Source organism: Frankia tisae (assembly GCF_025403405.1).
Classification (GTDB): Bacteria; Actinomycetota; Actinomycetes; order Frankiales; family Frankiaceae; genus Frankia; species Frankia tisai.
Genome location: NZ_JANEZT010000163.1, coordinates 1 through 14,045, shown reverse-complemented (window position 1 = coordinate 14,045; position 14,045 = coordinate 1). Strand labels below are relative to the sequence as shown.

General features: G+C 69.9%; 11 protein-coding genes. 3 read left to right on the top strand and 8 right to left on the bottom strand.

The features are described 5' to 3' along the window. Window positions 1-865: precorrin-6A synthase (deacetylating) (gene cobF, locus NBZ85_RS16655; RefSeq protein ID WP_308205187.1), on the top strand; the 865-nt coding region annotated here is incomplete at its 5' end. Window positions 866-912: 47 nt separating this feature from the next. Here cobF and NBZ85_RS16650 read toward each other — a convergent pair. Both NBZ85_RS16650 and NBZ85_RS16645 read right to left on the bottom strand, forming a co-directional pair. Further along, the gene (locus NBZ85_RS16650) at window positions 913-1,734 is read right to left on the bottom strand and encodes an alpha/beta fold hydrolase (protein WP_261559852.1); all 822 of its coding nucleotides are present in this window, start codon (window positions 1,732-1,734) and stop codon (window positions 913-915) included. Window positions 1,735-1,841: 107 nt separating this feature from the next. Further along, window positions 1,842-2,981 (bottom strand): enoyl-CoA hydratase/isomerase family protein, encoded by a 1,140-nt coding sequence (locus tag NBZ85_RS16645; protein WP_261559851.1) that lies wholly within the window; start codon window positions 2,979-2,981, stop codon window positions 1,842-1,844. Window positions 2,982-3,208: 227 nt separating this feature from the next. On the opposite strand from NBZ85_RS16645, the gene NBZ85_RS16640 reads away from it, so the two are divergent. Further along, the gene (locus tag NBZ85_RS16640; protein ID WP_261559850.1) at window positions 3,209-4,054 is read left to right on the top strand and encodes a class I SAM-dependent methyltransferase; all 846 of its coding nucleotides are present in this window, start codon (window positions 3,209-3,211) and stop codon (window positions 4,052-4,054) included. Between the two features lie 340 nt (window positions 4,055-4,394). On the opposite strand, the gene NBZ85_RS16635 is transcribed toward NBZ85_RS16640, so the two are convergent. The 5 genes from NBZ85_RS16635 to NBZ85_RS16615 form a co-directional block, all read right to left on the bottom strand. Continuing rightward, entirely contained in the window at window positions 4,395-5,531 is a 1,137-nt protein-coding gene (locus tag NBZ85_RS16635) for an ABC transporter ATP-binding protein (RefSeq protein ID WP_261562190.1), read from the bottom strand. Further along, on the bottom strand, window positions 5,528-6,571 hold the full coding sequence (locus NBZ85_RS32700; RefSeq protein WP_261562189.1) for an ABC transporter ATP-binding protein: 1,044 nt from the start codon (window positions 6,569-6,571) through the stop codon (window positions 5,528-5,530). Before NBZ85_RS32700 ends, NBZ85_RS16635 begins: the two co-directional genes overlap by 4 nt. Beyond that, window positions 6,568-7,569, bottom strand: a complete 1,002-nt coding sequence (locus tag NBZ85_RS16625; protein ID WP_261559361.1) for an ABC transporter permease — start codon at window positions 7,567-7,569, stop codon at window positions 6,568-6,570. Before NBZ85_RS16625 ends, NBZ85_RS32700 begins: the two co-directional genes overlap by 4 nt. A 56-nt stretch (window positions 7,570-7,625) precedes the next feature. After that, window positions 7,626-9,431: an ABC transporter substrate-binding protein gene (locus NBZ85_RS16620; protein WP_261562188.1), complete on the bottom strand. Its 1,806-nt coding sequence runs from the start codon at window positions 9,429-9,431 to the stop codon at window positions 7,626-7,628. A 76-nt stretch (window positions 9,432-9,507) separates the two neighbouring features. Beyond that, the gene (locus NBZ85_RS16615; protein WP_261559363.1) at window positions 9,508-10,470 is read right to left on the bottom strand and encodes an ABC transporter permease; all 963 of its coding nucleotides are present in this window, start codon (window positions 10,468-10,470) and stop codon (window positions 9,508-9,510) included. 514 nt (window positions 10,471-10,984) lie between these two features. Here NBZ85_RS16615 and NBZ85_RS16610 point away from each other — a divergent pair. After that, on the top strand, window positions 10,985-12,343 hold the full coding sequence (locus NBZ85_RS16610; protein ID WP_261562187.1) for a M20/M25/M40 family metallo-hydrolase: 1,359 nt from the start codon (window positions 10,985-10,987) through the stop codon (window positions 12,341-12,343). Window positions 12,344-12,404: 61 nt separating this feature from the next. Here the strand turns inward: NBZ85_RS16610 and NBZ85_RS16605 are convergent. Further along, on the bottom strand, window positions 12,405-14,045 hold a 1,641-nt coding region (locus NBZ85_RS16605), incomplete at its 5' end, for a WD40 repeat domain-containing protein (RefSeq protein WP_368861394.1).

The window sequence follows — 14,045 nt, the reverse complement described above, 5'->3', positions numbered from 1 at the left end:
GGGGAGGAGGGTGGGCATGCGGACGATTCTGGTGGTCGGGATCGGGGCCGGGGATCCTGATCAGCTCACGATCCAGGCGGTCAAGGCCCTCGGCCGCGCCGACGTGTTCTTCGTGCTGGACAAGGGGCCGGCCAAGGACGACCTGGTCCGGCTGCGCCGGGAGATCCTCGACCGGCACGTCGGCGCCGGCGGCTATCGCATCGTCGAGGCCCGCGACCCGCGCCGTGACCGGAATCCGGCGGATGCGGCCGCCTACGCCGCCGCCGTCGAGGACTGGCATGACCGCCGTGCCGAGCTGTACGAGCGGATGATCCTCGACGAGCTGCCCGAGGACGGCTGCGGCGCGTTCCTCGTCTGGGGCGACCCGTCGCTCTACGACAGCACGCTGCGCATCATCGGGCGGGTCGCTGCTCGCGGCCGGGTGGCGTTCGACTACGAGGTGATCCCCGGGATCACCAGCGTGCAGGCGCTGGCCGCGAGCCACCGGCTGGTGCTCAACCGCATCGGTGGCCCCGTCGAGATCACCACCGGCCGCCGTCTCGCCGAGGGGTTCCCAGCTGGAGTCGACGACGTCGTCGTCATGCTCGACGCGGACACCACCTTCCGCACCCTCGACGACCCCGACCTCGACATCTACTGGGGCGCCTACCTCGGCACCCCGGACGAGATGCTCATGCACGGCCGGGTCGCCGACGTCGGCAGCTCCATCGCCCGCACCCGCGCCGACGCCCGCCGCCGCAAGGGCTGGATCATGGATATCTACCTGCTTCGCCGCCACCCACCCGCGACCGGGCCCGCCGCGGACGACCACCGCCCGTCCGCCACCGCGACCGACGCCCCGACCGACGCCGACATTCTCGAATAACGCGCCGGCCTCGACTATGCGCCGGCCTCGACTATGCGCCGGCCCCCTCAGCCGGCAAGGAAGTCGAGCAGTTCCTGGTTGAAGTCCTGCTCGAACCGGCCGGTCAGGCCGTGCGGGGCGCCGGGATGGACCTTCAGTGTGGCGTGGGGGATCAGCGTGGCCGAGCGGTACGACGAAGCCTCGATCGGCACGATCTGGTCATCGTCGCCGTGCGAGAGGAGCACCGGGATGTCAATCCTCTTCAGATCCTCGGTCAGGTCCGTCTCCGAGAACGCGGCGATGCAGTCGAAGGCGCCCTTGACCCCGACCGTCATGCACATCTGCCAGAAGGCGTCGCGGGTTCCCTGCGACACGTGCGCGCCGTCGCGGTTGTTGCCGTAGAACGGTTCGCTGAGGTCCCGGTAGAACTGTGCCCGGTCCGCGGTCAACCCGGCGCGCAGTTCGTCGAAGACCGCCTTCGGTGCGCCCTCCGGATCACTGTCGGTGGCGAGCAGGTGCGGCGTCACCGCGCTGCGCAGCAGGGCCCTGGCCGCCCGGGAGGAGCCGTGCCGACCCAGGTAGCGGGCCACCTCGCCCCCTCCGGTGGAGTGGCCGACCAGGACGGCGTCGGTCAGCTCGAGGGTCTCGATCAACCGGGCGAGGTCATCGGCGTAGGTGTCCATGTCGTTGCCGTCCCAGGTCTGGCTGGACCGCCCGCCGCCACGGCGATCATGGGCGATTCCTCGGTACCCGTGGTCGGCGACGACCTTGAGCTGGTTGTCCCAGACGTCGGCGGTCAGCGGCCAACCGTGGCTGAACACGACCGGCTGGCCGCAGCCCCAGTCCTTGTAGAAGATCTCGGCGCCGTCCCTCGTGGTGATCGTGGGCACGGTGTCGTCCTCCCGTCGGCAGGTCTGCTGTGGCGTCCGCCAGGGCGGGGCCGGGCGCGGTCTCGCCGGGGCTGACAGTAGACGCTGCGTAGGCGGCTGGCGCCGGGTCAGCGGCCGGGCGCGGCGGGCTGGGCGGCGGCGAGACCGAGCTCGTCATCGACGGGGGCGAAGAAACGGTCGATCTCGGCCGGGTCGACCTCGTCGAGGCTGGCCGGTGACCATCGGGGGTTGCGGTCCTTGTCGACGACCGCCGCCCGGATGCCCTCGACGAGGTCCGCCGTCGCGAGGGTCGCCCGGGCCAGCCGGTACTCCTGGTCGAGCGCCGCCTCGAGGCTCGTCATCGACCTGGCGGCCCGCAGCGCGCGCAGCGTGACGGCCAGCGACGTCGGGCACTTGCTGCCGATCTCCGCCGCGTCGGCAGCCGCCGCCGGCACGGGGCTCGCCGCGAGCGCCGCGACGATCTCGGTGACCTTGTCGCCGCGGTAGAGCTCGTCGATCCACGCGCGGTCGGTGGTGAGGCGCCCGGGAGGCGGGGTGTCGGCGGCGAAGTCGAAGGCGGCGAGCGCGGCGGCCGGGTCGGCGGCGTGGCGCAGCGTGTCGAGCAGGTCGGGGATGCGGTCGGCGGCCAGGAAGTGGTCGGCCAGGCCGGCGGTGATCGCGTCGGCGGCGCCGATGCGGGCCGCGGTGAGTGCGAGATGCGTGCCGAGTTCACCGGGGGCGTGGGACAACAGCCAGGTGCCGCCGACGTCGGGGATGAAGCCGATGCCGACCTCGGGCATGCTCAGCACCGACCGCTCGGTGACGACGCGGACCCCGCCGTGCGCCGAGACGCCGATGCCGCCGCCCATGACGATCCCGTCCATGATCGCGATGTACGGCTTGGGGAACCGGCCGATGCGGGCGTTGAGCCGGTACTCGTCGGCCCAGAACGCCAGCGCCCGCTCGGGGGTCCCGGCGAGTACCGCCTCGCGGATCGCCCGGATGTCCCCGCCGGCGCACAGCCCGCGCTCGCCCGCGCCGTCGATGACGACGGCGGTGACCGTCGGGTCGTCCGCCCAGTCCCGCAGCGCCGCGTCCAGCAGGCCGACCATGGTCCCGGTGAGCGCGTTGATCGACCGCGGCCGGTTCAGGGTGAGCCGCCCGAGCCGCCCGCCCTGGCCCTCCCGCCGCGCCAGCACCTCCGGCTCCGGCGTCGTCCCTGGTGCCGAACCGGTGCGGTACGGGGCATCGGCCGCGTGCGGAGACATGGATTCGCCAACCTTCGAGTCGGAGAGCATCGCATCGGGGAACGTCGGTGATTGCGGTTCATCCTGCCGGCCTGGGGCCGCACGCGGTAGGGATCGTCCCCGGCGGCCGCCGGATCCGACCACGGTCATCCGACGCCGCGGCCCAGGTTCCGGCGACGATCAGATGAGCGTTCACTGCCGCCATAAAGGGGATGCGACGGGTGACGGCGGCGTGCCAAGCTGCTGAGGTGACGCACCCGCCAGAGACCTCGAACCGGCCGGAAGCGGACGGGCCGGTGCTGAACCAGGCGCACTGGGACGAGCGTGTGCCGCTTCACCTGAACGGTGCGTTCTACGACGTGGCGGGATTCCGGCGCCGTCCCGACGTGCTTCGGGCCTTCGAGGTGGCCGAGGTCGGCGGGGTGTCCGGGAAACGGCTGGTGCACCTGCAGTGTCACATCGGGTTGGACTCCCTGTCGTGGGCGGGGAGGGGGGCCGCCGTGGTCGGCCTGGACTTCTCCGCGCCCGCGGTCGAGGCGGCGAGGGCGCTCGCCGTCGAGATCGGGGTGGACGCCCGGTTCGTCGTGGCCGACGTGTACGACGCGGTCGAGGCGCTGCACGGTGAGACCTTCGACGTCGTCTACACGGGCATCGGGGCCCTGCCCTGGCTGGCGGATCTGCACCGGTGGGCCCGGGTGGTGGAACGCCTGCTCGCGCCCGGCGGGTTCCTCTACCTGGCCGAATCCCATCCGTTCGCCCACACCCTGGACGAGGCCACCGGCACCACGGTGGCCTACGACTACTTCGACGAGGGCCCGTTCGTCTCGACCGGCACCGGTAGCTACGCCGACCGTCTTGCTGCCACGACGCAGAACACCACCGTGCAGTACGAGCACCGGCTCGGCAGCGTGGTCTCGGCGATCGCCGCCGCCGGCCTGCGGATCGAGTTCCTGCACGAGCACGACGTCGCCCTGTTCCGGCAGTTCGATGCACTGGTCCCCGGGTCGGACGGCTTCCGGCCGCCCGAGGGACGTCACCGTCTACCGCTCATGTACTCGCTGCGGGCCACCAAACCCGGCCGCCCGGACGCATGATGCGGTCTAGGGAACATCCCGATCGTCGGGGCTGAGGGCCGGGCGCGTGGTGTAGTTCCGGTGTGCGCGAAGCGGTTCGCGGAACCGACGGCCCTGCCATTCTGATCGGGTGGATTTCCCCTGGCGGTTGGTGATGTCCCTCGGCGGCCAGGCAGGGGAGTTGCGAGCGTTCCCTGGCACGAGGAGCTGCCCGAGGTCGTCGCGGTCGCGGCGCGGGCGGACGTGGCCGCCGTGGTCGGTCGAGCCGCCGAGCGTGAGGCGGACCTCGACACGCTGATCGATGCGCTGCGAGCCCCGCTCGGGCTTGCGGTCCGGCGGTGACCTGACCCGGCAGGACGGGTCAGACGACGTCGCGTTTTTCGGGGAAGTGGCAGGCGACCTGGTGGCCGGGGGCGCGTTCGAGCAGGGGTGGGGCCTCGGTGCGGCAGATCTCCTGGGCCTTCCAGCAGCGCGGGTGGAAGCGGCAGGCGACCGGCGGGTTCAGCGGGCTGGGTACCTCGTCGTGCAGGCGGATGCGTTCGCGGCGGCGGTGGCTGGTGGGGTCGGGGATGGGCACCGCGGACAGCAGCGCGTGCGTGTAGGGGTGCAGCGCGCCGGAGAACAGGTCGGTGCGGTCGGCGAGCTCGATGATCTGCCCGAGGTACATGACGGCGACGCGGTCGCTGAGGTGGCGCACCATCGACAGGTCGTGCGCGATGAACAGGTAGGTCAGGCCGAACTCGGTGCGCAGGCCGTCGAGCAGGTTGATGATCTGTGCGCGGATCGACACGTCGAGGGCGCTCACCGGCTCGTCGGCGATGATGAGCTTCGGGCGGGTGGCCAGCGCCCGGGCGATGCCGATGCGCTGGCGCTGCCCGCCGGAGAACTCGTTGGGGTAGCGGTTGTAGTGCTCGGGGTTGAGGCCGACGAGTTCGAGCAGCTCCCGGACCCGGTCGCGGACGCCGCGGCGGGGCACCTGCTTCTGGATGCGCATCGGCGCGGCGACGATCGCGCCGATGGTGTGGCGGGGGTTCAGCGACGAGTACGGGTCCTGGAAGATCATCTGAATGTCGCGGCGCAGCGGACGGAGCTGGCGGGAGGACAGGTGGCTGATGTCCTGACCGTCGAAGACGACGGACCCGGACGTCGGTTCGAGTAGCCGGGAGATGAGCCGGCCGGCCGTCGACTTGCCGCTGCCGGACTCGCCGACCAGGCCGAGCGTCGTGCCGCGGTCGATGGCGAAGCTGACCCCGTCGACGGCGCGGACCGCCCCGGCGCCGCGGCGCACCAGCGTGCCGCGGCGCACCGGGAACAGCTTCGTCAGGTCGGTGACGCGCACCAGCTCGTCGCCACCGCCGGCTGGGCGGTCCCGCAACGCACCGGCGTCGGCGGTCGCCGCCGGCACCGCGCCGGTCGCCGGGGCGTCGGCCGGCGGGGTCGGCATCGCACCCTCGCCAGCCGCCGGGGAGGCCAGGTCCTTGGCCAGGTTGTCGCTCACAGGGTGGGAGTCACCTCTTCGCGCAGCAGCCGTCGCCGCTCGTCGACCGGCAGGTGGCAGGCCACCCGGTGCCCGGGGGAGGCCTCGGCCAGGGGCGGGCGCACGGTGCTCGCCGCGGGGCCGGCGAGCTCGCGGTAGGTGCAGCGGGGGTGGAACGGGCAGCCCGGCGGGACGTTGATCAGGCTCGGCGGGCTGCCGGGGATGGTCCGCAGCGTGGTCTCGAGCTGGCGGTCAAGCCGCGTGATCGACTGCAGCAGGCCCCAGGTGTAGGGGTGTTCGGCGTGGGCGAAGACCTCCTCGACTCCGCCGTGTTCCATCGCCTGCCCGGCGTACATCACCAGGATGTCGTCGCTGATCTCGGCGACGACGCCGAGATCGTGGGTGATGATGATGATCGCCGAGTTGAACTCCTTCTGGAGCTCGCGCATGAGGTCGAGGATCTGTGCCTGGACGGTGACGTCGAGGGCGGTCGTCGGCTCGTCGGCGATGAGCAGCTCCGGGTTGCACGACACGGCCATGGCGATCATGGCGCGTTGCCGCATGCCACCGGAGAACTGGTGCGGATAGTCGTCGAGACGCCGGGCGGGTTCGGGGATGCCGACGAGTTCGAGCAGCTCGGTGGCGCGCCGGCGGGCCGCGGCCCTGCTCACCCGGTTGTGCACCCGGTACGCCTCGACGATCTGCTCGCCGACGGTGAACTGGGGATGCATCGACGACAACGGATCCTGGAAGATCATCGCCATCCGTTGGCCGCGCAGCCCGCGGACCCGCTCGGCCGGGGCGGTGACGAGGTCCTCGCCGTCCAGGCGGATCTCCCCGTCGATGCTGACCCGCCGGCCGCGCCGGTGCAGGCCCATGATCGCGAGACTGGTGACGCTCTTGCCGGAGCCGGACTCGCCGACGATGCCGAGTGTGCGGCCGCGTTCGACGGAGAAACTGAGCCGGTCCACCGCGTGCACGACGCCGTCGTCGGTGCGGAAGCTGACGGTGAGGTCGCGCACCTGGAGAAACGGCGTGCCGGCGGGGGCCGGGCCGGTCACGATGGCCGCACTCTCGGGTCGATGATCGCGTAGGTGACGTCGACCAGGACGTTGGCCAGGATGATGAAGAAGGCCGCGAACAGTGTCACCCCCATCGTCACCGGCAGGTCCTGGGTGTTCACCGCGTCGATGGAGATGGCGCCGAGGCCGCGGAAGCCGAACGTGTGCTCGGTGAGGATCGCCCCGCCGAACAGCACCCCCAGGTCCAGGCCGAAGATGGTGACGATCGGCGTCAGCGCCGGGCGCAGTGCGTGCTTACCGATCACCGTGCGTTCCCGCAGGCCCTTCGCCCGCGCCGTCCGGACGTAATCCTCACCCAGGGTCTCTATCATGCTGGCCCGGGTCAGCCGCTGGTAGTTGGCAGTGTAAAGCAGCGACAGCACGAGCCAGGCGGGGATCAGGTTCCATGCCCACAGTGCGGGATTGTGCGTGAAGTTCACGTAATGGACGTTGTCGATGATGTGCCATTTGTAGCTGACAAGCAGCAGAAGCAGCAGTCCGGTGAAGTACACCGGCAGCGATACCCCGGCCAGCGACACCGCGGCGGCTATCCGGTCGAACAGGCCGCCGCGGCGCACCGCCGAGAACACCCCGGTGCTCACGCCGACGACGAGGAACAGCACGGCCGCGCCGAAGGACAGCGAGGCCGTCACCGGCAGCGCGTCGACGATCTGCGACCACACCGGCTGGTCGTTGCGGAACGAATATCCCAGGCAGGGCGCGGGGCACCAGCTCCGATCCGAACCGGAGTCGAAGTGGCGGCCGGCGAAGACGCCCCGCAGGAAATTCCAGTACTGGTCGACGTAGGACCGGTCCAGGCCGAGCTTCTTCGTCACCCCGGCGATGGTGGCGGGGTCCGGGCTGCGCCCGGCGAACAGCACCGCCGGATTGTTTCCCAGCGCCTTGGGAATCACGAAGAAAAGCACGAACGCGAGCACGCTGACCAGCCACAGAATGACGATGCCGCCGATCAGCCGGCCCAGGATGAACCTTGCCACGTCACCTCCTCGAACGATGGGCCGGGACCGGGGCCGCGACGGTCACCTGGCGACGGTCACCTGGCGACGCCGAACTGGGCGAAGTCCGCCATGCCGTACGCGGAGGTGAAGTAGATGTTCGTGGTGCGGTCGCTGAACAGGTTCAGCGCCTTGTCGTAGACCAGCGGAATGTAGGCGGCGGACTTCACGACCGCCTTGTCGGTGTCGGTCCAGGCCTGCTGGGCCCTGGCCTCGTCGGTGGTGGCGATGCCGTCGTCAAGGCCGGAGTTGACCGCCGGGTCGTTGAGCTCGGCGTAGTTGCTGTTGCCGGCGGAGAGGATCTTGCGCCCGTCGACGATGGAGCTCAGCATCGCGTACGGCGTCGGCCAGTCCGGGCCCCAGGCGGCCATCGCCAGCCCGATGCCGTTCTTGTGGACGTTCGCCGGGATGCCGATCGTCGAGGAGAAGTACTGCGACGGAGCGCTCTTGTTGATCGTCACCTTGATGCCGATCTTCGCCAGGGACGCCTGGACGGCCTCGGCCTGCGCGACCTCCTTGCCGTTGCTGCGGCTCGCCAGCGTGGTGGAGAAGCCGTTCGGCTGGCCGCAGGCGGTGAGCTCCTGCCTGGCCTTGGCGACGTCGCCCTTGCTGCCGGCGGTCGGGAACAGGTCGAAGGACTTGTAGTACTTCAACGGCGGGGTGAGCATCGTCGTGGCGACCGCGCCGCCGCCGACCGGGCCGCCGCGGGCGAGCTGCTGGGCGGTCTTGTCGAGGGCGTAGGCGACGGCGTTGCGGCAGTGGATGTTGTCGAACGGCTTGACCTGCGTCATCACCGACAGGTAGCGGATGAAGCCGGTGACGTCGTTGGTGGTCCGGTCCCTGCGCAGCGACGGGTCGCCGAGGATCTTGTTCTGGGCGGTGATCTGCACGCCGGTCTGCCCGACGTAGAAGTCGGCGCTGTTGGCCAGCAGCCGGTTGTCGACGTCGTCGAGGTCGAGGCCCATCGTGACTTCGATGCGGTCCGGCAGCGCCTTGTTCACCGTGTCCGTCTTCGGGTCCCAGCGCGGGTTGCGGACGAAGGTGATGACCTTGTTCGGGGTGTACTTCTCGATCTGGTACGGGCCCGAAGAAACCGGCTTGAACGTGTAGTTGGCGCCGGTGTCCTGGGCCTTCGGCACGGGGGTGACGCCCGGCAGCGCCATGACGAAGTTCCAGTCCGCGAACGGCTTGTTCAGGTGGAAGGTGATCGTCTTGTCGTCCGGGGTCCCGACCGACTTCAGGCCCAGCTTGTTCGGGTCGGTGTCCTTGTAGGGGCCCAGGTAGGGGGCGTTGGGGTCGTCGAGGTAGTCGATGAGGTAGGTCGGGCCGCCGTTGATGACGTCGGTGGCGAAGACCCGCTCGACGGCGTACTTGATGTCCTTCGACGTGATCGGTGTCCCGTCGGAGAACGTGATCCCGTCCTTGAGCGTGTATGTCCAGGTCTTCAGGTCCGACGAGGTCGGCACGGCGGTCGCCAGGTCACCGGTGAGCTTCGGCGTGCCCGGCTGCGGGGAGTAGGTGACGAGCTGGCGGGAGATCCAGCGCTGCTGGTCCCAGCAGTTCGCGTAGTACGTGCGGGCGGGGTCCCAGTAGTCGCAGTCGGAGTCGTTGAGGGCGCGCAGCGTCCCGCCCTTCTTGTCCGAGGCGTGCAGGACCGCGTCGCTGGCCCCCGCCGGCGACGAGGTGCCGTTGGACGAGGTGCCGCTGGAGGACGAGGTGCCGCCCGAGGATGTTCCGTTGGAGTCGCCGCCGGACCCCCCGCTGCTGCCGCCGCAGGCGGCCAGCGCCAGCCCGGCGGCGGCGACGAGCGCCCCCATCCGGATGAGATGTGCACGCCGTTTCATGTCTCTCCCTCGAACGTGTGCCGGAGCCGCCGCGTGCGCGGGCCGGCGGGGGCAGGGGCAGGGGCGGCTGGCGCGATCATCGGCCGCCGCCGCGCGGGTCGAAGGCGTCGCGCAGGCCGTCGCCGAGCAGGTTGAACGCGAGCACGGTGGCGAAGATCGCCAGACCCGGGGCCAGCATGAAGATCGGCTCGATGCTGTACCAGCCGTGCGAGGAGACGGCCAGCGAATCGCCCCACGACGCCGTCGGCGGCCGCACCCCGACCCCGAGATAGGACAGCGCCGCCTCGTTGAGAATGTTGGTGGGAATGAGCAGCGTCGAGTAGACGAGCACCGGCGCGGCGACGTTCGGCAGCAGCTCCCGGAACATCACCGTGAACGTGCCGGCGCCGAGCGAGCGGGACGCCTCGATGAACTCTCTCTCCCGCAGCGACAGCACCTGTCCGCGAACGATGCGACCGATGTACGGCCAGGCAAATATCCCAATGACGAAGACAAGCACCGCAATACGCAGCCCCGAACCCGACAGCCCGAACGCCTTGTTCGGAATCACCGCCACGATCGCGATCGCGAACAGCACGGACGGTACCGAGAGCAGCAGATCCATCAACCGGGCGATGATCGTGTCCCACAGCCCGCCGAGATACCCGGCGAGCATCCCGAGAACCGTGCCGATGATGACCGCCGTCGCGGTCGCCAGCAAGGCGACCAGTAGCGACACCCGTGCGCCGTAGACAGTCCGGCTGAAGATGTCCCGGCCGTTGACCGGCTCCACTCCGAGCAGATAATCCCAGCTCATCCCCCCGAAGCGCCCGCGCGGCGCGGCGGTGTTCGGATCGAGCAGGTCGTAGTGCGGCTCGTTCGGCGGATGCCCCAGCAGCGACACGATGACCGGCGCGAATATGGCGATCAGTGCAAGGAGGATCAGGAAGATCCCACTGATCATTGCCGGCTTGTCGCGTCTCAGGCGTATCCAGCCGGATCGCCAGAGTGAACGACCCTCCGTCTGGACGACGGCCGGAGCGGCAACGGAATCGACCATCATCTCGCCCGGCGGAGCCGTCATCGTCCTACCACCACCCATCCTGGCCGCGTATTCGTCTGCCCGGTGCGGTCACGGAAACGCTAGCCAGCCGCGGTGGTGATGAATAGCCGTCGAGGGTAGTTGACCCGGAAACTTTTCGTCTTCGCTACATGGCGCACGCCCCCGACATCATCCGATTCTCGCCGGACATGGATCGAAGACATCGTTGTAACAGCGGCATGTCGATCACCTGTGCGGACCCTGTGCGATGCCCACCCGTATCGGCCGCAAAGGGTCAGATCGGACGCCCTCCGCGGCCTGCGTATCACCGCCGCGTGTCATCCCCGCCCCGCCACCATGGGTGACCACACCCGGACGCCTAACGCCGAGCACGGTTGCGCGATCCCACCGGCTGCCCGTGAGGTGCCCCGGCCGAGGGCGCGGCGACGCAATGCTGCTGTTCGGTTGCGCCCATGTTTCACGGTGCGATCCGTGGCCGGCATGCGCCTCCCGGGCGGAGCAGACTGGAGGCATGCCTAGCGTGCCGTCTTCGTCCCCCGACCCGACCGGTGGCATCCGGCTGCCGGTGAGCGCACCGGACGCCGAGGGCGAGGTGGTCGAGCTCTGTCGGGATCTGCTCCGCTTCGAGTCGGTCAACCGCGGCAACGGCGACGGCCACGAGCGCCCGATCGCCGAGTACGTCGCCGCGAAGCTCGCCGAGGTGGGCATCGAACCGACCATCCTGGAGTCGGAGCCGGGGCGCACCAGCGTCGTGGCCCGGATCGAGGGCACCGACCCGTCCCGCGCGCCGCTGCTCATCCACGGCCACCTCGACGTGGTGCCCGCCGACGCCAGCCAGTGGCGGGTCTCGCCGTTCTCCGGCGAGGAGGTCGACGGCTGCCTGTGGGGGCGCGGCGCCGTCGACATGAAGGACATGGACGCGATGACCCTCGCGGTCGTGCGTGATCTCGCCCGTTCCGGCCGCAAGCCGCCGCGTGACCTCGTCGTCGCCTTCCTTGCCGACGAGGAGGCCGGCGGCGTGCTCGGCGCCCGCTGGCTCGTCGAGCACCATCCCGACCTGTTCGCCGACTGCACCGAGGCGATCGGCGAGGTCGGCGGCTTCTCCTACACCGTCTCCGACGACCTGCGGCTCTACCTCATCGAGACGGCCGAGAAGGGGCTCGGGTGGATGAAGCTGACCGCGTCCGGCCGGGCCGGGCACGGGTCGATGATCAGCGAGGACAACGCGGTCACGGCGCTGTGCGAGGCGGTGGCGCGCCTGGGCCGCCACGAGTTCCCGCTCGTGCTCACGCCGACGGTGCGGGTGTTCCTCAACGAGCTGGGGGAGGCGCTCGGCGTCGAGTTCGACCTCGACGACCTGCAGGCCACGGTCAGCAAGCTCGGCCCGGTCGCCCGGATGATCGGCGCGACGCTGCGCAACACCGTCAACCCCACCCAGTTGCAGGCCGGCGAGAAGGTCAACGTCATCCCCGGCGAGGCCACCGCCTACGTCGACGGCCGCTACCTGCCGGGCCAGGAGGAGGAGTTCGTCCGCCAGCTCGACGAGATCCTCGGGCCGGACATCCGGCGCGAGTGGGTCGTCCACGACGACGCCGTCGAGACCGGTTTCGACGGGGCACTGGTGGAGGCGATGGGCGCCTCGCTGCGCGCGGAGGACCCGATCGCCCGGGCGGTCCCCTACATGCTTTCCGGCGGGACGGATGCCAAGTCCTTCTCCCGGCTGGGGATCCGCTGCTTCGGCTTCTCCCCGCTGCTGCTGCCCGCGGACCTGGACTTCTCCGGCATGTTCCACGGTGTCGACGAGCGGGTGCCGGTCGAATCCCTGCGCTTCGGCGTCCGGGTGCTGGACCGTTTCCTGCGCGCCTGCTGACCCCGCCGGCTCGCCGCCGAGGCGGCAGATTCGCTGCTGTCCTGGTGGGTGGGGAATCAGCCTACTTACGCCAGGGCACCCACCACGGCCGGCGCTTACGCGTCTGTACTGCGCCGATCCGCGTTGTGCTGGGTGGCAGGTGACGGAGTCCGGGGATGGGATCGGACGCTTCGAGCCGACGGGAGGTGAAGGCCGCGTCGTCGAACTCGCCGATCTCGAACCGGCGCAGCTTCACCGCCCACCAGGCCACGGAGCCGATGTCATCGCCTGAAGCCTTGTACCGCCCGTCGTGAAGGATGACCAACCCTCCGGCCTTGGGCGTTGGCCGGAGAACGGCGAGTGGGGAACCTGCGGTGGTGTCCCACAGCCGTATCGTCTGGTCGTTGCTGCCGCTGGCGAGGGTGGTGCCGTCTGGGGCGAAGGCCACCGACCGCACCCAGTTGGTGTGTCCGGTGAGTTTGTGGAGTTGTCGGCCGGTGGTGGTGTCCCACAGCCGTATCGTCTGGTCGCCGCTGCCGCTGGCGAGGGTGGTGCCGTCTGGGGCGAAGGCCACCGACGACACCCAGTTGGTGTGTCCGGTGAGTTTGTGGAGTTGTCGGCCGGTGGTGGTGTCCCACAGTCGTATCGTCTGGTCGTTGCTGCCGCTGGCGAGGGTGGTGCCGTCTGGGGCGAAGGCCACCGACGACACCCAGTTGGTGTGTCCGGTGAGTTTGTGGAGTTGGCGGCCGGTGGTGGTGTCCCACAGCCGTATCGTCTGGTCGTTGCTGCCGCTGGCGAGGGTGGTGCCGTCTGGGGCGAAGGCCACCGACGACACCGTGTTGGTGTGTCCGGTGAGTTTGTGGAGTTGTCGGCCGGTGGTGGTGTCCCACAGCCGTATCGTCTGGTCGTTGCTGCCGCTGGCGAGGGTGGTGCCGTCTGGGGCGAAGGCCACCGACGACACCCAGTTGGTGTGTCCGGTGAGTTTGTGGAGTTGTCGGCCGGTGGTGGTGTCCCACAGCCGTATCGTCTGGTCGTTGCTGCCGCTGGCGAGGGTGGTGCCGTCTGGGGCGAAGGCCACCGACGGCACCGTGCTGGTGTGTCCGGTGAGTTTGTGGAGTTGTCGGCCGGTGGTGGTGTCCCACAGCCGTATCGTCTGGTCGTTGCTGCCGCTGGCGAGGGTGGTGCCGTCTGGGGCGAAGGCCACCGATGACACCCAGTTGGTGTGTCCGGTGAGTTTGTGGAGTTGTCGGCCGGTGGTGGTGTCCCACAGCCGTATCGTCTGGTCGTTGCTGCCGCTGGCGAGGGTGGTGCCGTCTGGGGCGAAGGCCACCGACGACACCCAGTCGGTGTGTCCGGTGAGTTTGTGGAGTTGTCGGCCGGTGGTGGTGTCCCACAGCCGTATCGTCTGGTCGTCGCTGCCGCTGGCGAGGGTGGTGCCGTCTGGGGCGAAGGCCACCGACCGCACCCAGTTGGTGTGTCCGGTGAGTTTGTGGAGTTGTCGGCCGGTGGTGGTGTCCCACAGCCGTATCGTCTGGTCGTCGCTGCCGCTGGCGAGGGTGGTGCCGTCTGGGGCGAAGGCCACCGACCGCACCGTGCTGGTGTGTCCGGTGAGTTTGTGGAGTTGTCGGCCGGTGGTGGTGTCCCACAGCCGTATCGTCTGGTCGTCGCTGCCGCTGGCGAGGGTGGTGCCGTCTGGGGCGAAGGCCACCGACCGCACCGTGCT